The following is a 20,030-nucleotide window of genomic DNA, read 5'->3' as shown; positions in this document are numbered from 1 at the left end:
TGAGCACATGAGGAACACATCGACATGAGCACCATCCCGCAAACACTGGAGGCGCCGGCCCCGCTGTCCAACCCATTTGCCGATGCCGTCGAGCGCGGAGGCGCATGGCGCACCGGCGCCGTGGCCGCATTGGCTTGGGCCGCCTTCGGCCTGCTGACGTGGCGCTGGCCCAACCACGTGGTCGGCTTCAGCGACTGGGCGTTCACGGCGGAGCTGGGCGTTGCCGCGTTGATCGTTGGCATTGCGCTGTTCGTGGTGGCGTTGGCGGCGGGCCATGTGTCCCCGTTGCGGCCCGTGCAGGAAGCGCTGCAGCCAGCCGGGCCGTGGTTGATCGCCGTGCCTGTGGTGCTGGCCTTGTGGGAGGTGCTGACCGCCAAGTCCGGTGCATTGCCCACACCGTTCTTTGCGCCGCCGCAGGCATTGATCGAGGTCTATTCGGAAGACTGGCCGCGTCTGGGCGACAGCGTGCTGAATACGCTCAAGTTGCTCGGCATTGGCTATCTGCTTGGTGCGTTGACGGGCTTTCTGGTGGGCGTGTCGATCGGCTGGTCGCGCGCGGTGGGCTACTGGGTGCATCCGGTGCTGCGCATTCTCGGGCCGTTGCCGGCGACGGCGCTGTTGCCGATCACGTTCTACTTCTTCCCGTCGAGCTATTCGGCGGCGGCTTTCCTGATCGCCCTGGCTGCCGGCTTTCCCGTGGCGGTGCTCACGTGGTCCGGCGTGGCGGGCGTGAGCAAAAGCTACTACGACGTAGCGCGAACGCTGGGCGCATCCAACGCGTTCCTCGTACTGCGTGTGGCGATTCCGGCAGCCCTGCCGCAGGTGTTCGTGGGGCTGTTCATGGGGCTGGGCGCGTCGTTCACGGTGCTGGTGACGGCGGAGATGATGGGCGTGAAGTCGGGCCTCGGCTGGTACCTGACCTGGGCGCAAGGCTGGGCATCGTACGTCAACATGTATGCCGCGCTGATCGTCATGGCGCTGCTGTTCTCGAGCATCATCACGCTGCTCTTCAAGGTGCGTGACCGCGCGCTGGTCTGGCAGAAGGGGACGCTGAAATGGTAGCCGTGCTCGAACGCGAGGCGCCGCCGCCTGCGGCCGCTGTCGGCGCACGCATCGACGTGCAGGGCGTCAGCCACTGGTTTGGCAGCCGCGCCAATCCGCTGCAGGTGCTCGACGGTGTGAGCCTGACCATACAGCGCGGTGAATTCGTGGCGCTGCTTGGGCCAAGCGGTTGCGGCAAGTCCACCCTGCTGCGCCTGATCGCGGGGCTGGAACCGCCCACGCATGGTCGCATCCTGCAGGACGACAAGCCCATCAGCGAGCCCGACCCATCTCGTGTGGTGGTTTTCCAGGACCCGACGCTCTATCCGTGGCGCCGCGTGTGGGACAACGTTGCGCTGGGTCTGCAAGCGCGCGGCGTGCTCAATGCAGAGCGTGACCGCGTGAACGACGCGCTGGAACGCGTGGGCCTGGGCGGCTTTCATCGGGCGTTTCCGCATGAGCTGTCGGGCGGCATGGCGCAACGTGTGGCGCTGGCGCGTGCGCTGGTCAACGATCCGCAGTTGCTGGTGCTGGACGAGCCGCTGGGCAAGCTGGATTCACTCACGCGGCTGGCCATGCAGAGCGAGCTGGTGACGCTGTGGCAACGCGCCCGCTTCTCGACCGTGCTGGTGACGCACGATGTGGAGGAGGCGCTGTTCCTGGCGCAGCGTGTGGTCATTTTCAGCCCGCGTCCGGCGCGCATCACGGCGGAACTGACGGTGGACCTGCCTTACCCGCGCCATCGCGGCGACCCGCGCTTGAGCGCATTGCGGCACGAGGCACTCGGTCATCTCGGCTTGGGTGAGACCTGGTAGATGGCGGCACCATCATGAGCGGACCGGAAGCGACGGTCTGGCTCAACGCATTGCTTGGCTTTCTGCAATGGGCGCAGCACGGCGTGCTGGTGCTGCTGCACACGCTTGGGCTGACAGGCGAGGCGCACGGGCAGCCAGCATGGCCGTGGGACGTGCGCATCGCGGGCGAAACCCTGTTGATTGACCTTGGGCAAGCGCGGCAGCTTGGCCTGACGCTGATTGCCTTGATGCTCGCGTTGGTGGCCGTCGTGATCGCCGTGCTCGTGCGGCGGTGGCGGCCGGTGTCATCCGGCGTCGCGGCGGGCCTGCTTGTGGTGGCGCCGTGGCCGTCGGCGGTTGTGCTCGCGCCCGCCGTGCCGACGAGTTTCCATGTCAGCCCGACGGCATTTTCGGTGGCATCCATCACGCAGGGCACGCGCATCTACAACGCGGTCTGTGCAAGCTGCCACGGCGCAGATGGCCGAGGCGAAGGCCCCTTGGCAGCCACGCCCAGGCGCTGGCCGCCCACGGTGGTCGGCCCATTGCTTGGCCGTCATCCCGATGGCGAACTGTTCTGGCACATCGCTCACGGCATGGTCGATACACAAGGCGCGTCCACCATGCCTGCATTTGCCGATCGATTGAGCGACGCCGATATCTGGGCGGTGCTCGACGCGATGAAGGTGCTGGCAGCGAGTGGTGGCGTGCGTGCCGGCGGCTGGCCACTACCTGTGGCGCTGCCGGCGCTGCCCGTGCGTTGCGGGGATGCGCCGACTCAATCCTTGGCGACGTGGCGCAACGGCCAACGCGTGAGGGTGGTGGCGGTGGATGCGGCATCGAGAGCCGGCATCCCGCTGGAAGACCCGCGTTTCCAGACATTGCTCATCACGCCGGATGGCACGTTGCCACCGCCAACCCGCGCGTTTGAGGCGCGCTGTGTGGCTGAAGGTGCCGACGCCTGGAGCGTCTTCGCCACCATTGCCGGTGCCGCGCCGCAAGCGTTCTCCGGCACGCAGTTGCTGGCCGACCGCAACGGGTGGTTGCGCGCACGCGGCGCACCGGGCACCACGTGGTCCGATGCTGACTTCCTGTGCACCTCGGCCGCCCGCGGAACCGCCCGCAGCACAAGCGGCCTCGACGCCTTGATCGCCCGCATGGACGCCGAACCGGTGCGCTATGTGAAAGGCGGTTTCATTCATTGACCCTCGACCGCATCGCTCCATCACCATGCCGCAACATCGACGACGTTTTCTGCAATCCACGCTGGCACTCGCTGCCGCGCCTGCCTTGTCCATCGCGCAACCCCGCATCGTGCTCAAGGCTGGTGACCAGAAGGGCGGACTGCGCGCGCTGCTCGAAGCCGCCGACGCGCTCAAAGGCGTGTCGTACGACATCCAATGGACCGAATTTCCGGCGGCCGCACCGCTGGCCGAAGCGCTCAATGCAGGCGCCGTCGACTTGGGCCCCATTGGGGATGCACCAGCCATCTTTGCCCTGGCGGCGGGCACACGGATCAAACTGATCGGCGCCAACCGATCCGACCCATACGGCACGGCGGTGCTGGTGCGGCCGGACTCTCCGCTGAACACCGCCGCGGATCTGAAAGGCAAGTCGATCGGCACAAACCGCGGGTCGATCGGGCATTTCGTGGCGCTCAAGGCGTTGGAATCTGCAGGGCTGGGCCCGGACGACGCCAACTTCCGTTTTCTGCCGCCTGCGGATGCCAAGCTTGCGCTGGTCAACGGTTCGATCGATGCGTGGTCAACGTGGGAGCCTTACACCGCGATGGCCGAAACGGCCAAGCACGCGCGCGTGCTGGTCAACGGACGCGGGTTGTGGTCGGGACTCAGCTACCTGGCGGCGACCGACGCGGCTCTGGCCGCCAAGCGCGACGCACTGGGCGATTTCCTGCAGCGCGTGGTGCGCGCGCAGGTGTGGTCGTATCAGCATGTCGATAGCTTTTCAGTCACGCTGGCCCGCATCATCGGCATTGCGCCGGAGGCCGCGCGGCTGCAGTTTGCGCGGCGGCAGACCGTGTGGCGCGCCATCGATCCGCAGCTCATTGCCGAGCAGCAGCGCACGGCCGATTTCTACGTGAAGGTGGGTCTGCTCAAACAGCGGCTGGAAGTGGCCACCACGTTTGACACGGGGTTTCCGCTGGTTGCCTAGCGGGCGTTGCCCGAATGGGATTCCGCGCTCGGCCGCGAGCCGCCATGCGGGCCCGCCGTACCCGGCGCTTCTGCGACGTTCTTGGGCAGGTTGGCGACCGGCGTGACGGCGTCTGGCGCGTTGTTGCCGCCCTTGCCAAAGCGCGCCGCCAGACGGTCCTGCACTGCGGTCAGCTGGGCCTGCTCCTGTGCTTTCTGGGCGCGCTCGGTCTCGGCCTGCCGGGCAGCGGCGGCTTGCTCAGCCGGCGTGGGCGGCGGCAGTTTGCCGTGGGCGGGATGCGGCAAAGCAACCACCGTCAGGCCTATTGCCGCCGCGGCGAGCCACAGGGCGGTGCGTGGAATGTTCTGGGGTGTTTTCGGCATGGCGGTCTCCGGGTCGGGATCGCCATGGCTTCAGCAAATGCGGTGCCGGGTGAATTCAGCGCCCCTCGGCAAGAGTGTTGTGCAGCACCGTCTTGAGCAGGTTGAACACGGGGTTGTCGTTGTCCTTGCGATAGGCCATCCACAGTTCAACCGGCTTGGCCGGCGTGGTGCGTACCGGGCGATAGACGACGCCCTCGAAGTGCAGCATGGCCGCCGCTGCGGGAATGAGCGCTACGCCGATGCCGGCACGCACCAGCGCCAGCATCGAGTGGATCTGGCTGACGTATTCAACGATGTCGGGCAGCACCTCCGCGCGCTCCAGCAGGCTGCTGACCATCTGGTGGAAATAGCGCGCCTCGTATGGGGAATACATCAGCAGCGGCTGGCCCTCGCAGTCGCGCAGGCTGGGGCGTTGCGGCCAACTGTCGGCCACGGCTTCCGGAAGGGCGATCACCAGCGCTTCCTGCGAGCACGGCACGGCAATCAGCTCGCCGTGCTCCACCGGCGGGCGCAGCAGGCCCACGTCGATCTCGCGCGCATCCAGCGCCGAGAGCTGCGCGCCGCTCACCATCTCCTTGAGCGTCAGCCGCACGCCCGGTGAAGCCGCCCGCACGGCGCTCACCAGCGAAGGCAACTTCCCATAGCCGACCGACGCGGTAAAGCCGATCGCCAATTGCCCGGCAGCCCCCGTCGCCACGCGCCGGGCCGTGGCCGCAGCTTCGTCCGCCAAGCGCAGGATGCGAGACGCATCGGGTAGAAAACTGCGCCCGGCCGCCGTCAGCTTGACCGAGCGGCTGTTGCGTTCCAGCAGTGCCGTACCGACCTGATGTTCGAGCAGCCGCACCTGGCGCGACAGCGGCGGCTGGGTCATGTGCAGGCGTTCTGCCGCGCGCCCAAAGTGCAGCTCTTCGGCCACGGCAACAAAGCAGCGGAGTTGGCTGAGTTCAAACATCGATTCAAAAACTGTATGGATAGAGTCAGTGCTTATCTTGAATCGGAAAGATCGCCGATGCAAGAATCGGCTCGGTCTTAGCGCATCGGCGCGGCAAATAGCGGACTTTCACTTTGGGCATGCGCTTTTTACGTGGAGGCCGAGGGCGCCGTGTGACGCGGCGATGAGCCGGCGCAGCCAGCCGCCACGTGCAGCCGCAGCATCCCCATCGTCGACTCAGGGAAGACCCTGTATCAATACAAATTCTGTATTAATCGAGTTATTAGTTGGCTTGGACTTGAATCGATCCCGATGCAAGAATTCGCTCACCAACAACACGCATTCATCACGAGCGAGACATGTCCCGATACAGCCCTAAAGAATTTGCCCAACAGATTGGCTCCGGTCTGCTGTCCTTTCCGATCACGCACTTCAAGGCGTCGGATCTGTCGTTCGACGAGGCCGCGTATCGCGCCAACCTCAGCTGGCTGTTCAGCCACGAGGCCGCCGGCCTGTTTGCCGCGGGCGGCACGGGCGAATTCTTCTCGCTCACCGCAGCCGAGACGGACCGCGTGGTGCGTGCTGCCGTGGCTGAAACCGCCGGCAAGATTCCGGTGATCGCCCCGGCCGGCCGCGGCACGGCCGAATCGATCGAATACAGCAAAGCCGCAGAAGCTGCCGGCGCCGACGGCATCCTGCTGCTGCCGCCGTACCTGACCGAAGCCTCTGCCGACGGCGTGGCCGCTCACGTGGAGCAGGTCTGCAAATCGACCAAGCTCGGCGTGATCGTCTACAACCGCGCCAACCAGGTCCTCGACGAGAACCACCTGGAACGCCTGGCAGACCGCTGCCCGAACCTGGTCGGCTTCAAGGATGGCGTGGGCGATCTGGAACTGATGACGCGCATTTACGCCCGCCTGGGCGACCGCTTTACCTATGTCGGCGGCCTGCCGACGGCCGAAACCTTTGCGCTGCCGTACCTGACGATGGGCGTGACGACGTATTCGTCGGCCATCTTCAACTTCGTGCCCAAGTTCGCGCTAGAGTTCTACGCCGCCGTGCGCGCGTTCGACAATGCCAAGGTCTACAAGATGCTCAACGAGTTCGTGCTGCCGTACATCCAGCTGCGCAACCGTAAGCGCGGCTATGCGGTGTCGATCGTCAAGGCCGGTATGAAGGTCATCGGCCGTGACGCAGGTCCGGTCCGTGCTCCGTTGACCGACCTGACCGACGCCGAGATTGCAGAACTGTCGGCGTTGGTGTCGCGCGTTGCCGAAGTGGAAAAGCTGGCGGCCTGAGCGCAACCGAAAACACAAGGAATCCTTATGCAACTGAGCGGCGAACTGTTGTTGGGTGCTGCCCGCGTGGCGGGTGGTGCCGGCAAGGTTCGCGCCATGAACCCCGCCACCGGGGAATGGCTCGAACCTGAATTCACCCTGGCCTCCAAGGCCGAGGCCGCGCGTGCCGCTGAACTGGCCGCCGCGGCTTTTGACGTTTACCGCGAAACCGCGCCGGAAACCCGTGCAGCCTTTCTGGAAGCCATCGCCAGCCAGATCGAAGCGCTGGGCGATGCCTTGATCGAGCGCGCGATGGCCGAATCGGCATTGCCGCGTCCGCGCCTGGAAGGCGAGCGCGGCCGCACGTGCAATCAGCTGCGCTTGTTTGCAAGCGTGGTGCGTGCCGGTGATGCCGTGGGCGCACGCCTGGATTCGGCTCTGCCCGAACGCAAGCCGTTGCCGCGCTCGGACCTGCGCATGCGCCGCATTGCGCTGGGGCCCGTCGCCGTGTTCGGCGCGAGCAACTTCCCGCTGGCGTTTTCGGTGGCGGGTGGAGATACCGCGTCGGCGCTGGCCGCCGGTTGCCCGGTGGTCGTGAAGGCGCATCCGGCACACCCGGGTACGTCCGAACTCGTGGGCCGCGCCATTCAAGCGGCGGTGGCGCAGTGTGGGCTGCCGGAAGGCGTGTTCTCGCTCATCCTGGCGGACAACGATGTGGCGGGCGCACTGGTGGCGGATCCGCATATTCAGGCAGTGGGCTTTACAGGCTCGCGTGCAGGCGGTCAGGCGCTGCTGCGCATTGCGCAGGCGCGTCCGCAGCCGATTCCGGTATATGGCGAGTTGAGCGCCATCAACCCCGTATTCCTGCTGCCCGATGCACTGGCCAAGCGTGCTGCTGCGCTGGGTCAGCAGTACGTGGCGTCGCTGACGATGGGTGCGGGCCAGTTCTGTACGAACCCGGGCCTGCTGCTCGCCATCGACGGGCCGGAGCTGGATGCCTTTGAGGCGGCCGCCGCTGCGGCCATGGGCGGCGTGGCTGCGCAGCCGATGCTCACCGCAGGCATCCACAGCGCCTACACACGTGGCGTCGACAAGCTGGCCTCCGAGGCCAACGTGCGCTGCGTTGCACGCGGCCAAGACAGCGACGAACCCAACCGCGGGCAAGCCGGCTTCTACATCACCGATGCGAAGAGCTTCCAGGCGCAACCGGCGTTGCACGACGAGATCTTCGGCGCCACCGGCCTCGTCGTGCGCTGCCGCGATGCGGACGAGTTGCGGGCGCTTGCCGAATCGCTTGAAGGCCAGCTGACGGCCACGCTGCATCTGGATGCGGGCGACACGGCGATCGCGCGTTCGCTGCTGCCGATTCTGGAACGCAAGGCGGGGCGCATTCTGGCCAATGGCTGGCCAACCGGTGTTGAGGTGTGCCACGCCATGGTGCACGGCGGGCCGTGGCCGGCAACGACGGATGCACGCACGACTTCGGTCGGCACGGCGGCCATCGAACGCTTCCTGCGCCCGGTGTGCTACCAGGATCTGCCGGCCGAACTGTTGCCCGAAGCGCTGCAAGACGGCAACCCGCTGAAGCTCCGCCGTCTGGTGGATGGAAGCTGGGCGTGAAGCCGTAGCAGTCGATTAGAAAAAAACAACACGCCGGGCCGCACAGGACCCGGCGACTTGATCCTGCCGGCACGGCTGGTGCCGGCGCAAGGAGGAGACGATGGACATCAAGGCCCCCGCAGTGGGAGCGCAGGCCGTGCCGCGCACTGAGCGCATGAGCCGCGTGCGTTTCGTGATCCTCGCGATGCTGTTTATCGTGACGACCATCAATTACGCCGATCGGGCGACCATCTCCATTGCCGGCTCGGCCATGCAGAAGGAACTCGGCATCGATGCCGTGTCGCTTGGCTACATTTTTTCGGCGTTCGGCTGGGCTTATGTGATCGCGCAGATTCCGGGCGGCTGGCTGCTCGACCGCTTCGGTTCGAAACGCGTTTACACGTTCAGCATTCTGCTGTGGTCGGTCTTCACGCTGGCGCAGGGAGCGATCGGCTTCTTTACCGGCGCCGCCGCCATCGCCATGGTGTTCTGCCTGCGCTTTCTGGTGGGCGCAGCCGAGGCGCCGTCCTTCCCAGCGAACAGCCGCATCGTGGCGGCGTGGTTTCCGGCCAACGAGCGGGGCACCGCAGCGGCCATCTTCAACTCTGCGCAGTACGCAGCCACGGTGGTGTTTGCCCCGCTGATGGCGTGGCTGGTGCACGCGTTCGGCTGGCATCACGTGTTTATCGTGATGGGCGTGATCGGCATCGTCATGGCGGTCGTGTGGAGAACCTTCGTGCACGAACCGAAGGACCACCCGGGCGTCAACCGTGCCGAAATCGAATACATCGAAGCCGGCGGCGGCCTGGTGAACATGGACCGCGCGGGTGTGGCCAAGACCGAGGGCCCGAAGCTCGGCTACGTGAAGCAGCTCCTGCAGAACCGCATGCTGATGGGTGTGTACATCGCGCAGTACTGCATCAATGCGCTTACGTACTTTTTCATCACGTGGTTCCCGGTGTATCTGGTGCAGGCGCGCGGCATGTCGATCCTGAAGGCGGGCTTCGTTGCGTCGATCCCGGCGGTGTGCGGCTTCCTGGGCGGCATTCTGGGCGGGATCATCTCAGACGCGCTGCTTCGGCGTGGTGCCTCGCTTTCGGTGGCGCGCAAGGTGCCCATCGTGCTGGGCATGCTGCTCTCCATGACCATGGTGATCTGCAACTACGTCGACGCGCAGGCCATCGTGGTGGCGGTGATGGCGCTGTCGTTCTTCGGCAAGGGCCTCGGTGCGCTGGGCTGGGCGGTGAACTCCGATACGGCGCCCAAGCAGATCGCCGGCTTGTCGGGCGCGCTGATGAACACGTTCGGCAACCTGTCGAGCATCACCACGCCCATCGCCATCGGTTACATCGTCAACACCACGGGGTCGTTCAACGGTGCGCTGGTGTACGTGGGGATCCACGCGCTGGTCGCCATCGTCTGCTACCTGTTCATGGTGGGCGAGATCAAGCGTGTGGAACTGAAGCCGCTGTAAGCCACGGGAGCCTCGTAAGTGACGTTGCAATCGATCGAGTCCGGCGCACGCACGCACACACCTCGGGTGACGGAGATGCAGGTGATTCCCGTCGCGGGCCACGACAGCATGCTGCTGAACCTGTGCGGCGCGCATGCTCCGTTCTTTACGCGCAATCTCGTGATCCTGAAGGACAACGCCGGGCGTACCGGCGTGGGCGAGGTGCCGGGCGGGGAGGGCATCCGCCAAGCGCTGGAGCGTGTGATTCCGCTGGTGGTCGGTCAATCGATCGGCCGTACCAATGGCGTGCTGAACAACGTTCGCCGCGCGCTGGCCGGTGGCGGCGATGCCGCGCATCAAGCGACAGTGCACCAGGTCACCTCCGCTTCGGAAGCGGCCGTGCTGCGCCAGCCGCACGAGATCAACCTGCGCATGGACAACGTCATCACGGCGGTGGAAGCGGCGCTGCTCGATCTGCTTGGCCAGTTTCTGGAGGTGCCGGTGGCAGAGCTGCTCGGTGCCGGGCAGCAGCGCGATAGCGCCCCGATGCTCGCGTACCTGTTCTACGTGGGCGACCGTCGCAAGACCGATCTGCCGTATCTGGATGGCGCGAACGCCACCGACGACTGGCTGCGCCTGCGCCACGAAGCCGCGATGACGCCCGACGCCATCGCGCGCCTGGCCGAAGCCGCCACCGCGCGTTACGGTTTTGCCGATTTCAAGCTCAAGGGCGGCGTGATGCACGGTGCCGACGAGATGGAAGCGATTGCCGCCATCAAGGCGCGCTTTCCGCACGCCCGGGTCACGCTGGACCCGAACGGCGCGTGGTCGCTTAACGAGGCAATTGCGCTGTGCAAGGGCCAAGGCCATCTGCTGGCCTATGCCGAAGACCCGTGCGGCCCCGAAGCCGGCTATTCGGGCCGCGAGGTGATGGCCGAGTTCAAGCGCGCCACCGGCATCCCGACGGCCACCAACATGATCGCGACCGACTGGCGTCAGATGGGCCATGCCGTGCAGCTGCAGGCAGTCGATATTCCGTTGGCCGATCCGCATTTCTGGACCATGCAAGGCTCCGTGCGCGTCGCGCAGCTGTGCGACGCGTGGGGCCTGACGTGGGGCTCGCATTCCAACAACCACTTCGATGTGTCGCTGGCCATGTTCACGCATGTGGCCGCCGCCGCACCGGGCAACATCACGGCCATCGATACGCATTGGATCTGGCAGGAGGCCGAGGAGCGCCTGACGCGCGAGCCGCCGCGCATCCAGGGCGGCCACGTGGCCGTGCCGGAGCGCCCGGGCCTCGGCATCGAAATCGACATGGAGCGCGTCATGGCGGCCCATACGCTGTACAAGACCCTGGGCCCTGGCGCGCGTGACGACGCCATGGCCATGCAATACCTCGTGCCGGGCTGGACGTATGACCCGAAACGTCCGAGCCTGGGACGTTGAAGCCAAACCCGTTTGAATCAATCACGGAGTCTGTGATGTCTGAACCGACGCTGGCCCCTGAGGCCGGCAACGCAACTGAAAAGGCGCTGACGATTCGCGTGCACGACGGTGACAACGTCGCCATCGTCGTCAACGCACGCGGCCTGCCCGCCGGCACGGCACTGGCCGATGGCACGGTGCTCGTCGAAGGCGTGCCGCAAGGCCACAAGGTGGCGCTTGTCGACTTGGCTGAAGGCGACGCGATCATCCGCTACAACGAGGTGATCGGTTACGCCGTGAAGCCGCTGCCGCGCGGTAGCTGGGTCAATGAGCACGCCGTGAAGCTGCCGTCCGCCCCCGCGCTGGACGAACTGCCGCTGGCCACGCGGCCGGACCCGAAGCTGGCAAAGCTGGAGGGCTATACCTTCGAGGGCTATCGCAATGCTGATGGCACGGTCGGCACGAAGAACGTGCTCGGCATCATGACCAGCGTGCAGTGCGTGGCGGGCGTGACGGATTACGTCGTGGGCCGCATCAAGCGCGAACTGTTGCCGCGTTTCCCGAACGTTGACGATGTGGTGGCGCTCAACCACGTGTACGGTTGCGGCGTCGCCATCAACGCGCCGGCCGCCATCGTGCCGATCCGCACGCTGCAGAACTTGGCGCTCAATCCGAACTTTGGCGGCGAGATCATGGTGATCGGCCTGGGCTGCGAAAAGCTTGTGCCCGAACGCCTTGTGCCGGAAAAGCTCGCGCCGGGTGGCCGCATTCCGATCGAAGTGGCCGGCACGGCGGATTCGCCGGTGCTGCGTCTGCAGGACGAAGCCTTTGACGGCTTCATCGGCATGACAGATGCCATCATGGAGATGGCCGAGCGCCGCCTGGAACACCTGAACAAGCGCCAGCGCGAAACCTGTCCGGCATCCGATCTCGTGGTCGGGGTGCAGTGCGGCGGCAGCGATGCGTTTTCGGGCGTGACAGCCAACCCGGCGGTGGGCTTTGCGGCCGACCTGATCGTGCGTGCAGGCGGCACGGTGATGTTCTCGGAAGTGACCGAGGTGCGTGACGCCATTCATCTGCTCACGCCGCGCGCCATTAATGAAGACGTCGGCCGTGCGCTACTGCGCGAGATGGCCTGGTACGACGATTACTTGAGCGGCGGCCAGACTGACCGCAGTGCCAACCCGTCGCCGGGCAACAAGAAGGGCGGCCTGTCGAACGTGGTGGAAAAGGCGCTTGGATCGATCGTCAAGTCGGGCAGCACGCCCATCGTCGATGTGCTTGGCCCGGGTGAGAAAGTGCGTCGCAAGGGCCTGATCTTTGCTGCGACGCCCGCCAGCGATTTCGTGTGCGGCACGTTGCAGCTGGCCTCCGGCATGAACCTGCAGGTGTTCACGACCGGCCGCGGCACGCCGTATGGCCTGGCCATGGCGCCGGTCATCAAAGTGTCGACGCGCAAGGCGCTGTCCGAGCGCTGGCATGACCTGATCGACCTCGACGCCGGCCGCATCGCCACAGGCGAAGCGAGCATTGCCGACATCGGCTGGGAGCTGTTCCACCTGATTCTTGACGTGGCGAGCGGCCGCAAGCAAGTTTGCGCCGACAAGCTGGGTCTGCATAATGCGCTGGCCCTGTTCAACCCCGCCCCGGTGACCTGATATGACCACTGAAGTCCACGTTCAAACCGACCCGCTCGCGGGTGTGACCACGCGTTGCCACCGCCTGCTGCTAACGGGCGCCGGCGGCAACCTCGGCAAGGTGCTGCGCGAGCGTCTGCCCAAATACGCTGATTCTTTGCGCTTGTCTGATATATCAAATCTGGGCGAAGCACGCACCGGCGAGGAGATCGTACCGTGCAACCTGGCTGATGCGAAAGCCGTCGATGCGCTTGTCGCCGGTACGGATGCGATCGTGCATCTGGGCGGCGTATCGGTCGAGCGGCCGTTTGAAGAAATCCTGCCGGCCAATATCGCAGGCACCTACAACCTGTACGAGGCGGCACGTCGTCATGGCGTGCGCCGCATCGTGTTTGCCAGCTCGAACCACACCATCGGCTTCTACAAGCAGGGCGAGGTAATCGACAGCGCCGTGCCCACCAAGCCCGATGGCTACTACGGGTTGAGCAAGGTGTTTGGCGAACAGCTCGCCAGCTTCTATTTCGATCGCTATGGCATCGAGACGGTTGCCATCCGCATCGGCTCTTCGTTTGCCGAAGCGAAGGACCGCCGCATGCTCGTCACCTGGCTCGGGTACGACGACCTCGAACAGCTCATCCGCCGCGCGCTGTTCGTGCCGAACGTGGGCTTTACCGTGGTCTACGGCATGTCGAACAACCGCGACCGCTGGTGGGACAACCGCCACGCCGCGCACCTCGGCTACACACCTACGCAGACGAGCGAGATCTTCCGCGCGCAGGTCGAAGCGCAGCCGCCGCTGCCTGCCGATGATCCGGCTGCGCAGTATCAAGGCGGTGCATTTGTCAAAGCCGGCCCGTTCGGAGACTGACGCAATGCACCTGAACGTAGAGCCGGCAGTCGAGCGGATTGGCAACATGCAATGCGGTGTCGGCGAAAGCCCCGTCTGGCACGCGGGTGAGCAGGCGCTGTACTGGACGGACATTCCGGGGCGCACGCTGTGGCGCTGGAACTTCTTCTCCGGCCAGGCCAACAGCTGGCCGCTGCCCGAGATGGCCGGCTGTATTGCCATGGCGCCCAACGGCTGGGCGATGGCGATGGAAACGGGCATCTTTCTCGCGCCACCGCCCAGCCCCGGCATCGAGCTTGGGCCCCTGCAGCGCCTCGCCACGGTGGCGTACGCGCGCCCCGACATGCGTTTCAACGACGGTCGCTGCGATCGCCAAGGCCGGTTTTGGGCCGGCACGATGGTGCTGGACACCTCGCTTGGCCTGCCGCTCGGCAAGCTGTATCGCCTGGATGCGGCGGCCGCTCGCACTGGGCGCGTTGATGCCGTCATCGACGACCTGATCGTCCCGAACGGCCTGGCCTTCAGCCCCGACGGCAAGACGATGTATCTGTCGGATTCGCACGCAAGCCGCCAGACGGTCTGGGCCTTCGATTACGACATCGACACCGGCACGCCGTACAACCGGCGCGTTTTCATCGACATGAACGCACACCCGGGGCGTCCGGATGGCGCTGCCGTGGACGCCGATGGTTGCTACTGGATCTGCGGCAACGATGCTGGCTTCGTGCACCGCTTCACGCCGGACGGCCGCCTTGATCGAAGCATCGCCATTCCTACGTCCAAACCGGCCATGTGCGCATTCGGCGGCCCCGGGCTGGACACCCTGTTCGTGACGTCGATCCGCATCGGCGACGACCCGCTCTCGGGCGCCACGTTTGCCGTGCGCCCGGGCGTGACTGGATTGCCGGAACCCGTCCTGCACCTCTGAAACCGAGTACGCCCCGCACACAAGAAGAACCGGGGGCTTTAGGAGACAACACATGAAACCCATCAAAGGCTTGCGCTGGTGGATCATCGGCCTCGTACTCAGCGGCCTGATCATGAACTACCTGGCGCGCAATGCGCTGGCGGTGGCGGCGCCTGAAGTCAACAAGGTGCTGAACATCAGCACGCAGCAGTACGGCTACATCGTCGCGGCATTCCAGGCCGCCTACATGGTGATGCAACCTGTGGCGGGCTATGTGCTCGATGTGCTGGGCACGAAGCTGGGTTTTGCACTGTTTGCGGGGGCGTGGTCGGTGGTCTGCCTGCTGCATAGCACGGCAGGCGGTTGGCTGTCGCTGGCCGCGTTCCGCGCGATGCTCGGGATGACGGAGGCAGCGGGTTTTCCGTCTGCGCTACGGGCGACATCGGAGTGGTTCCCTGCAAAAGAGCGGTCGATTGCAACCGGCTGGTTCAACATCGGGTCGTCCGTGGGCGCGGTGGTGGCGCCGCCACTGGTGGTCTGGTGCATTCTGCATGGCAACTGGCGCTTTGCTTTTGCCGTGATCGGCGGGATGGGGCTCGTGTGGAGCGTGCTGTGGTTCCTGCTGTACCGCGTGCCGGCCAAGCACCACCGCTTATCCGACGAAGAGCGGGAATACATCCGTGCCGGCCAGGAAACGCCGGATGACTACGCGGATGCGCCCAAGCCGTCGTGGGGCAGCATCGTCAGTGGCCGGCGCTTCTGGGGCATCGCCATCCCGCGCTTTCTGTCGGAGCCGGCGTGGCAGACGTTCAATTACTGGATTCCGCTCTACATGGCCACCGAGCGCCATATGAACCTGAAGGAGATCGCGCTGTTTGCGTGGCTGCCGTTCCTGGCGGCGGACGTTGGCTGTGTGCTGGGCGGCTATCTGGCGCCGTGGTTCCAGAAGCGGTTCTCGGTATCGCTTGTCACGTCTCGCAAGCTGGTAATGGTGACGGGTTGCCTCTGCATGATCGGCCCGGCCTGCATTGGGTTGGCGACGAGTCCCTACACGGCGATTGCGCTGTTCTGCGTGGGCGGCTTTGCGCACCAGACGCTTTCTGGCGCGCTGTACACGCTCACGTCGGACATGTTCGGCAAGCATGAAGTCGGCACGGCGGTGGGGCTGGCGGGCATGTCGGGTTACATGGGCGGCATGCTGTTCTCGCTGGCAGTTGGCACGCTGGCAACCACCATCGGCTACAACCCGCTGTTCGTGGCGCTGGCCGTGTTTGACATCGTGGCGGCCATCCTCGTGTGGACGATGCTCAACGACAAGCAGACACACCCCGTGCCGATGCGCCCCGGCGGGACGGCGCCTAGTACTGCGGCCTGATTTCTGTTGCCGCAGACGCGCCGATCACGCCACTGCGTCGGACACGTTGCGCTGAAACGTGTTGCCAGAACGCCCGGCCGCGTGTTTTTGGCCGGGCGATTCTCATGGCGGTGGCGCGCCCCGCTACAATCGCGGCCTGGCATTTGTAGATGGCGTTTGAAATGGTGCTTGGCTGGTTTGGCATTTCCACCGTGTGGCTGCTGCCGCTGGTGTGGCGGTATGTGACGCGCGCGCTGGCGGGGGAGCGGGACTTCCTCAAAGGTCGAGGCACCGTGCGGCTCTGGCTGGTGACGCTCGTCGCGCTGAGCGCCAGCGCCGCGCTTGAAGCCTTGACTTCTGGCGCCGACCCGCAGGACAAGGCCGGCGGAGCCGCCGGGCGCGCATTGTCTTCGCTGTTTTCTCACATGCTGGGCTGGACTGGCGCGTTCCTCCTGATGCTCGGGGTGCTCATCTGGGTCGCCCCAATGGTGTTCGGGCGATCGTGGGGCCAGGTGTTGAACCGCCGTCGCAGTGTGCATACCGAGACGTCTGCCGAGCCAGAAACCCGCCACGACGAACCCGTTGACGATGGTTTGAAGCCGACCGCGCTCGGCCTTGGCGGAGCAGGGGAGGCGCGTTGGAGTGGTAACACTGGGGCCGCGCAGCCGGCCATGCGACACCGTGGCATCGAAGCCGTTTCTGCACGCCGCCAGCCCGCATGGCAGCCGCCCCCGCGCACGCGCCCCTCACCGCCGCAACCGGGCGAGATCTGGCCGCTGCTCGACGCAAAGAAGGGCGCGCCGACAGACGCATCCCCAACCGTGAAGACGCAGCCCTTGGCGCCGCCCACTCCGCCGCAGACGCCCCCGCCGCGCCCAAAACTGCGCGCCACCATCGTCAGCAGCCCGTTCCATCAACCGCAACTGGGTTTGCAGACGCAGGCTCCCGTGCCAGTCCCGGCGGCCCCTGCGCCGCAGGCTAAGCCCGCTGCAGAGCCGGTTGTCCTGACCGAGCCGACGGTGCCTGAGTTGGTGGAGGCGAAAGCCGCCGTCGCAGAAACTCCAACCGTCGACCTGGATGCCGTACGCCAGGAAGCCGAGGCGCTCCTGGCTGAACTGCGCGGCCTGATGTCGCCCGCCGTAACGACGCTTGCCCAAGAGGTTGTCGAGCCGATCGCGCAAGCAGAAGCCGCACCGATTGTCGAAGCACTGTCCGAGGTGGAAGCGCTACCCGCAGCACCGGCCATCGAGCCGGCCGTGCAGCCGGAAGTCGCGCCTGTCTTGCCTGCGCCTAAGCCGCGCATCGTCTTGCCGGCCGTGGTGGGGGAAGTGGTGTCGCGCGCCGCAGCACCGGCCGTCGCCGCAGCGCCTGCGCCTGGGCCCGCTCCGGCGACCGCACCTGCAGTACAACGCATCGTGGAATACCGCCTGCCCGGTGCCGCATTGCTGACCGCCGCATCGCCGAGCGCGGAAGCCGTCTCCGCCGAGCACCTGGAAGAGACCAGCAACCTGATCGCGCAGCGTCTGGCGGAGTTCAAAGTTCCGGTGACGGTCGTTGGCGCATCTGCCGGGCCAGTCATCACGCGGTTCGAGGTTGACCCGGCGATTGGCGTGCGCGGCGCGCAGGTTGTGGGGCTGATGAAAGACCTGGCGCGTGCGCTGGGCGTGACGTCCATCCGGGTCGTCGAGACCATCCCCGGCAAGACATGCATGGGGCTGGAGCTGCCCAACGCCCGCCGCGAAATGATCCGCCTGTCGGAAGTCGTGAACGCGGCGGATTTCCAGTCGCACGGGTCGCACCTCGTGCTGGCCATGGGCAAGGACATCACCGGCAACCCCGTGGTGACGGATCTCGCACGCGCCCCGCACCTGCTGGTGGCGGGCACGACGGGCTCCGGCAAGTCGGTGGCCGTCAACGCGATGATCCTGTCGATGCTGTACAAGGCCACGCCCGACGACGTGCGCATGATCATGATCGACCCGAAGATGCTGGAACTCTCCGTGTACGAGGGCATTCCGCATCTGCTCGCGCCGGTGGTCACGGATATGAAGCAGGCCGCGCACGCGCTCAACTGGTGCGTGGGCGAAATGGAAAAGCGCTACCGTCTGATGTCTGCATTGGGCGTGCGCAACCTGGCCGGCTACAACCAGAAGATCCGCGCAGCGGAGCAGGCCGGCCGCAAGGTGCCGAATCCGTTCTCGCTCACGCCCGATGCGCCCGAGCCGCTGTCAACGCTGCCGCTGATCGTGGTCGTCATCGACGAACTGGCCGACCTGATGATGGTGGCCGGCAAGAAGATCGAAGAGCTGATCGCGCGCCTTGCGCAAAAGGCTCGTGCCGCAGGCATCCATCTGATTCTGGCGACGCAGCGCCCGTCGGTGGACGTCATCACCGGTCTGATCAAGGCGAACATTCCGACGCGCGTGGCGTTCCAGGTGTCCTCCAAGATCGACTCGCGCACGATTCTTGACCAGATGGGCGCCGAATCGCTGCTCGGCCAGGGCGACATGCTGTTCCTGCCGCCGGGCACCGGGTATCCGCAGCGCGTGCACGGCGCGTTCGTCGCCGATGAGGAAGTGCATCGCGTGGTCGAACACTGGAAGCAGTTTGGCGAGCCCGAATACGACGAAGCCATCCTCGCCGGTGATCCGGGTGAAGCTGCCGCGAGCGGCGATTTGTTTGGTGGCGATAGCGGCGATGCAGAAGCCGATCCGCTCTACGACGAGGCCGCGGCGTTCGTGCTCAACACGCGCCGCGCGTCGATTTCCTCCGTGCAGCGGCAACTGCGCATCGGCTACAACCGTGCCGCGCGGCTCATCGAACAGATGGAAGCGGCGGGGCTGGTGTCGCCGATGGGGCGGAATGGGCAGCGTGAGGTGTTGGCGCCAGGTGGTGGAGAGTAGTTGATTGCCGCTTGAACGGCTGACGGCTATGGCGCGACGTACTCAATGTATAAGACCCACTCGCCGGCATTCAGGGGGACTGCGATCGCGCGTTTGGCGGCCTGGCGCGTCAACGCTCTGATGTTGTACGCCGTACCGTCTGGCGCGGCTGCTCGCTGCAATGCGTCTTTCTCTCCCTCGGAAAGCCAGGCACGCAGGAACGCTTCCGGAACTGCGGCCGCTTCACCAATGCGGGGCTGATTTGCGATGATCGCGTTGTCGGGCCCCTGTGGCCGGATCGCAGCGATCAGGGCAACGTAGTCCGTCGGCCCTGGTACGCCTTCGTCGTTGCGCTCTGGAAGGGTGGCTATCTCGAAGCGGGCAGCCGCGGGAGGCATGCTGAGGTGGATGTGCTGCGAAAGTGCTGTCACGTTGGTGTTAGGGCGTGGATCGTCTCGCGTGCAGCCTGCAATGGCGACTGCGATGCAGAAGAGCCCCAGTAATCGCGAAAGGCCTCTCTTACTCATTTCGCTTTGCACGCCGGTGTCGCAGCAGGGCACGGTCAAGTGCCCGCCGTGACAGCCAATGATTGCCGCCACTGCTCAAGTTGTGCCTCGCCTTCCTCGTCCAATTTCCCCACCAGAGTTCCATACCAATCGACGATCTTGTCGTTCGGCATGCTTGCTTTGAGAACGGGCAGGGTGTTTTCCAGAAAGCTCGGGAAAAACGGAATGCCGCGCACGTACAGGAAATGCGAATCCGTGATGCGCACGCGCGCGTAGACATCGCGCAGCCAATCCAGATACGGCAATGCCTCGGCCATGTGACCGCTCTGCGTGAGCGACGAGATGAACTGCGTGCGAGCCGTGACGCTGGACATCTCGTGCGTCTGCTCGTTGATCTCGTCGAACTTCATCAACCACGCCTCGCCGCGTTTCAGTTCGCCGCACATGACGGACGTCGTCGCAAGCTGCAGTGCGTTGTGTGCGCTGGGTTCCTGTTCGAACAACGCAAGCCAGTAAGGAAAGGCCTCGGGATAGCGGCGCATGTCCGAATAGGCAAGCGCGCATAGGCGGTTGGCGTCGGCGTGGCGATCGGCGTACGGCGCAGCAGCGGAGATGGCAGCTTCGTGCTGGCCTTGCTGGTAGGCCTCCAAGGCGGGGGCGAGTTCGGGGGCGATGTCGGGCGAGGTGTCGTCGTCTTTCGGCGGTGGTGGCGGCTTGGCGACCTGGTCTTTGGTGTTTCGGCCGAATAGTTTTTTCAGTATGCCCATGGTGTTTTGTTGCTGGTGCTGGTGCTGGGGCGGGCGCCCGAATTGCGGGGGGCTGCAACCCACATTTCCCCAGCGT

The 20,030-nt window shown here is 65.5% G+C and carries 17 protein-coding genes; 13 read left to right on the top strand and 4 right to left on the bottom strand.

All coding sequences use genetic code 11. From position 1 onward, the window contains the following. The first annotated feature begins 24 nt into the window (after nt 1–24). From RP6297_RS21940 to RP6297_RS21925, 4 genes are read left to right on the top strand one after another with little or no spacing between them, the layout of a single operon-like run. The gene (locus tag RP6297_RS21940) at nt 25–1,062 is read left to right on the top strand and encodes an ABC transporter permease (RefSeq protein WP_009241842.1); all 1,038 of its coding nucleotides are present in this window, start codon (nt 25–27) and stop codon (nt 1,060–1,062) included. Beyond that, nucleotides 1,056–1,856 carry an ABC transporter ATP-binding protein gene (locus RP6297_RS21935; protein ID WP_009241841.1) on the top strand — a complete coding sequence of 267 codons (801 nt, stop codon included), beginning with the start codon at nt 1,056–1,058 and terminating at the stop codon, nt 1,854–1,856. Before RP6297_RS21940 ends, RP6297_RS21935 begins: the two co-directional genes overlap by 7 nt. Before the next feature lie 14 nt (nt 1,857–1,870). Next, a complete protein-coding gene (locus RP6297_RS21930) occupies nt 1,871–3,037 on the top strand; it encodes a c-type cytochrome (RefSeq protein ID WP_009241840.1) in 1,167 nt (388 codons plus the stop codon). Nucleotides 3,038–3,062: 25 nt separating this feature from the next. Then, nucleotides 3,063–4,004, top strand: a complete 942-nt coding sequence (locus tag RP6297_RS21925; protein ID WP_009241839.1) for an ABC transporter substrate-binding protein — start codon at nt 3,063–3,065, stop codon at nt 4,002–4,004. On the opposite strand, the gene RP6297_RS21920 is transcribed toward RP6297_RS21925, so the two are convergent. Both RP6297_RS21920 and RP6297_RS21915 read right to left on the bottom strand, forming a co-directional pair. Then, nucleotides 4,001–4,366 (bottom strand): hypothetical protein, encoded by a 366-nt coding sequence (locus RP6297_RS21920; RefSeq protein WP_009241838.1) that lies wholly within the window; start codon nt 4,364–4,366, stop codon nt 4,001–4,003. The genes RP6297_RS21925 and RP6297_RS21920 overlap by 4 nt on opposite strands. Nucleotides 4,367–4,421: 55 nt before the next feature. After that, nucleotides 4,422–5,318 (bottom strand): LysR substrate-binding domain-containing protein, encoded by an 897-nt coding sequence (locus tag RP6297_RS21915; RefSeq protein WP_009241837.1) that lies wholly within the window; start codon nt 5,316–5,318, stop codon nt 4,422–4,424. Nucleotides 5,319–5,656: 338 nt separating this feature from the next. Between RP6297_RS21915 and kdgD the strand changes: the two genes are divergently transcribed. The 9 genes from kdgD (at nt 5,657) to RP6297_RS21870 (ending at nt 18,702) form a co-directional block, all read left to right on the top strand. Then, nucleotides 5,657–6,595 carry a 5-dehydro-4-deoxyglucarate dehydratase gene (gene kdgD / locus RP6297_RS21910; RefSeq protein WP_009241836.1) on the top strand — a complete coding sequence of 313 codons (939 nt, stop codon included), beginning with the start codon at nt 5,657–5,659 and terminating at the stop codon, nt 6,593–6,595. A gap of 27 nt (nt 6,596–6,622) precedes the next feature. Further along, a complete protein-coding gene (locus tag RP6297_RS21905; protein WP_009241835.1) occupies nt 6,623–8,194 on the top strand; it encodes an aldehyde dehydrogenase (NADP(+)) in 1,572 nt (523 codons plus the stop codon). A gap of 100 nt (nt 8,195–8,294) precedes the next feature. Next, nucleotides 8,295–9,647, top strand: a complete 1,353-nt coding sequence (locus tag RP6297_RS21900; RefSeq protein WP_009241834.1) for an MFS transporter — start codon at nt 8,295–8,297, stop codon at nt 9,645–9,647. A gap of 18 nt (nt 9,648–9,665) precedes the next feature. Then, nucleotides 9,666–11,075 (top strand): enolase C-terminal domain-like protein, encoded by a 1,410-nt coding sequence (locus RP6297_RS21895; RefSeq protein WP_009241833.1) that lies wholly within the window; start codon nt 9,666–9,668, stop codon nt 11,073–11,075. A 35-nt stretch (nt 11,076–11,110) separates the two neighbouring features. After that, a complete protein-coding gene (gene garD, locus RP6297_RS21890) occupies nt 11,111–12,712 on the top strand; it encodes a galactarate dehydratase (RefSeq protein ID WP_009241832.1) in 1,602 nt (533 codons plus the stop codon). Nucleotide 12,713: 1 nt separating this feature from the next. Then, on the top strand, nt 12,714–13,559 hold the full coding sequence (locus RP6297_RS21885; protein WP_009241831.1) for an NAD-dependent epimerase/dehydratase family protein: 846 nt from the start codon (nt 12,714–12,716) through the stop codon (nt 13,557–13,559). Between the two features lie 4 nt (nt 13,560–13,563). Then, nucleotides 13,564–14,466, top strand: a complete 903-nt coding sequence (locus tag RP6297_RS21880) for an SMP-30/gluconolactonase/LRE family protein (protein WP_009241830.1) — start codon at nt 13,564–13,566, stop codon at nt 14,464–14,466. Between the two features lie 52 nt (nt 14,467–14,518). Continuing rightward, nucleotides 14,519–15,820, top strand: coding sequence for an MFS transporter (locus RP6297_RS21875; RefSeq protein ID WP_009241829.1), 1,302 nt, complete (start codon nt 14,519–14,521; stop codon nt 15,818–15,820). Between the two features lie 149 nt (nt 15,821–15,969). Further along, the gene (locus tag RP6297_RS21870) at nt 15,970–18,702 is read left to right on the top strand and encodes an FtsK/SpoIIIE family DNA translocase (RefSeq protein ID WP_009241828.1); all 2,733 of its coding nucleotides are present in this window, start codon (nt 15,970–15,972) and stop codon (nt 18,700–18,702) included. 26 nt (nt 18,703–18,728) lie between these two features. Here RP6297_RS21870 and RP6297_RS21865 read toward each other — a convergent pair whose 3' ends face one another. Both RP6297_RS21865 and RP6297_RS21860 read right to left on the bottom strand, forming a co-directional pair. Further along, nucleotides 18,729–19,247, bottom strand: coding sequence for a hypothetical protein (locus RP6297_RS21865; RefSeq protein WP_009277645.1), 519 nt, complete (start codon nt 19,245–19,247; stop codon nt 18,729–18,731). Beyond that, nucleotides 19,244–19,954, bottom strand: a complete 711-nt coding sequence (locus RP6297_RS21860) for a hypothetical protein (protein WP_009241826.1) — start codon at nt 19,952–19,954, stop codon at nt 19,244–19,246. The genes RP6297_RS21865 and RP6297_RS21860 overlap by 4 nt, the downstream gene beginning before the upstream one ends. Nucleotides 19,955–20,030 lie beyond the last annotated feature (76 nt).

It is taken from the genome of Ralstonia pickettii (assembly GCF_016466415.2).
GTDB classification, from domain to species: domain Bacteria; phylum Pseudomonadota; class Gammaproteobacteria; order Burkholderiales; family Burkholderiaceae; genus Ralstonia; species Ralstonia pickettii.
The sequence above is the reverse complement of the archived record's forward strand: the minus strand, read 5'-3'. Positions and strand labels throughout refer to the sequence as shown.

What these genes read in the sequence shown, in the direction of transcription:
- RP6297_RS21940 (WP_009241842.1), top strand. Translation starts at nt 25, where the DNA reads ATGAGCACCATCCCGCAAACACTGGAGGCGCCGGCCCCGCTGTCCAAC.
- RP6297_RS21935 (WP_009241841.1), top strand. Translation starts at nt 1,056, where the DNA reads ATGGTAGCCGTGCTCGAACGCGAGGCGCCGCCGCCTGCGGCCGCTGTC.
- RP6297_RS21930 (WP_009241840.1), top strand. Translation starts at nt 1,871, where the DNA reads ATGAGCGGACCGGAAGCGACGGTCTGGCTCAACGCATTGCTTGGCTTT.
- RP6297_RS21925 (WP_009241839.1), top strand. Translation starts at nt 3,063, where the DNA reads ATGCCGCAACATCGACGACGTTTTCTGCAATCCACGCTGGCACTCGCT.
- RP6297_RS21920 (WP_009241838.1), bottom strand. Translation starts at nt 4,366, where the DNA reads ATGCCGAAAACACCCCAGAACATTCCACGCACCGCCCTGTGGCTCGCC.
- RP6297_RS21915 (WP_009241837.1), bottom strand. Translation starts at nt 5,318, where the DNA reads ATGTTTGAACTCAGCCAACTCCGCTGCTTTGTTGCCGTGGCCGAAGAG.
- kdgD (WP_009241836.1), top strand. Translation starts at nt 5,657, where the DNA reads ATGTCCCGATACAGCCCTAAAGAATTTGCCCAACAGATTGGCTCCGGT.
- RP6297_RS21905 (WP_009241835.1), top strand. Translation starts at nt 6,623, where the DNA reads ATGCAACTGAGCGGCGAACTGTTGTTGGGTGCTGCCCGCGTGGCGGGT.
- RP6297_RS21900 (WP_009241834.1), top strand. Translation starts at nt 8,295, where the DNA reads ATGGACATCAAGGCCCCCGCAGTGGGAGCGCAGGCCGTGCCGCGCACT.
- garD (WP_009241832.1), top strand. Translation starts at nt 11,111, where the DNA reads ATGTCTGAACCGACGCTGGCCCCTGAGGCCGGCAACGCAACTGAAAAG.
- RP6297_RS21885 (WP_009241831.1), top strand. Translation starts at nt 12,714, where the DNA reads ATGACCACTGAAGTCCACGTTCAAACCGACCCGCTCGCGGGTGTGACC.
- RP6297_RS21880 (WP_009241830.1), top strand. Translation starts at nt 13,564, where the DNA reads ATGCACCTGAACGTAGAGCCGGCAGTCGAGCGGATTGGCAACATGCAA.
- RP6297_RS21875 (WP_009241829.1), top strand. Translation starts at nt 14,519, where the DNA reads ATGAAACCCATCAAAGGCTTGCGCTGGTGGATCATCGGCCTCGTACTC.
- RP6297_RS21870 (WP_009241828.1), top strand. Translation starts at nt 15,970, where the DNA reads ATGGCGTTTGAAATGGTGCTTGGCTGGTTTGGCATTTCCACCGTGTGG.
- RP6297_RS21860 (WP_009241826.1), bottom strand. Translation starts at nt 19,954, where the DNA reads ATGGGCATACTGAAAAAACTATTCGGCCGAAACACCAAAGACCAGGTC.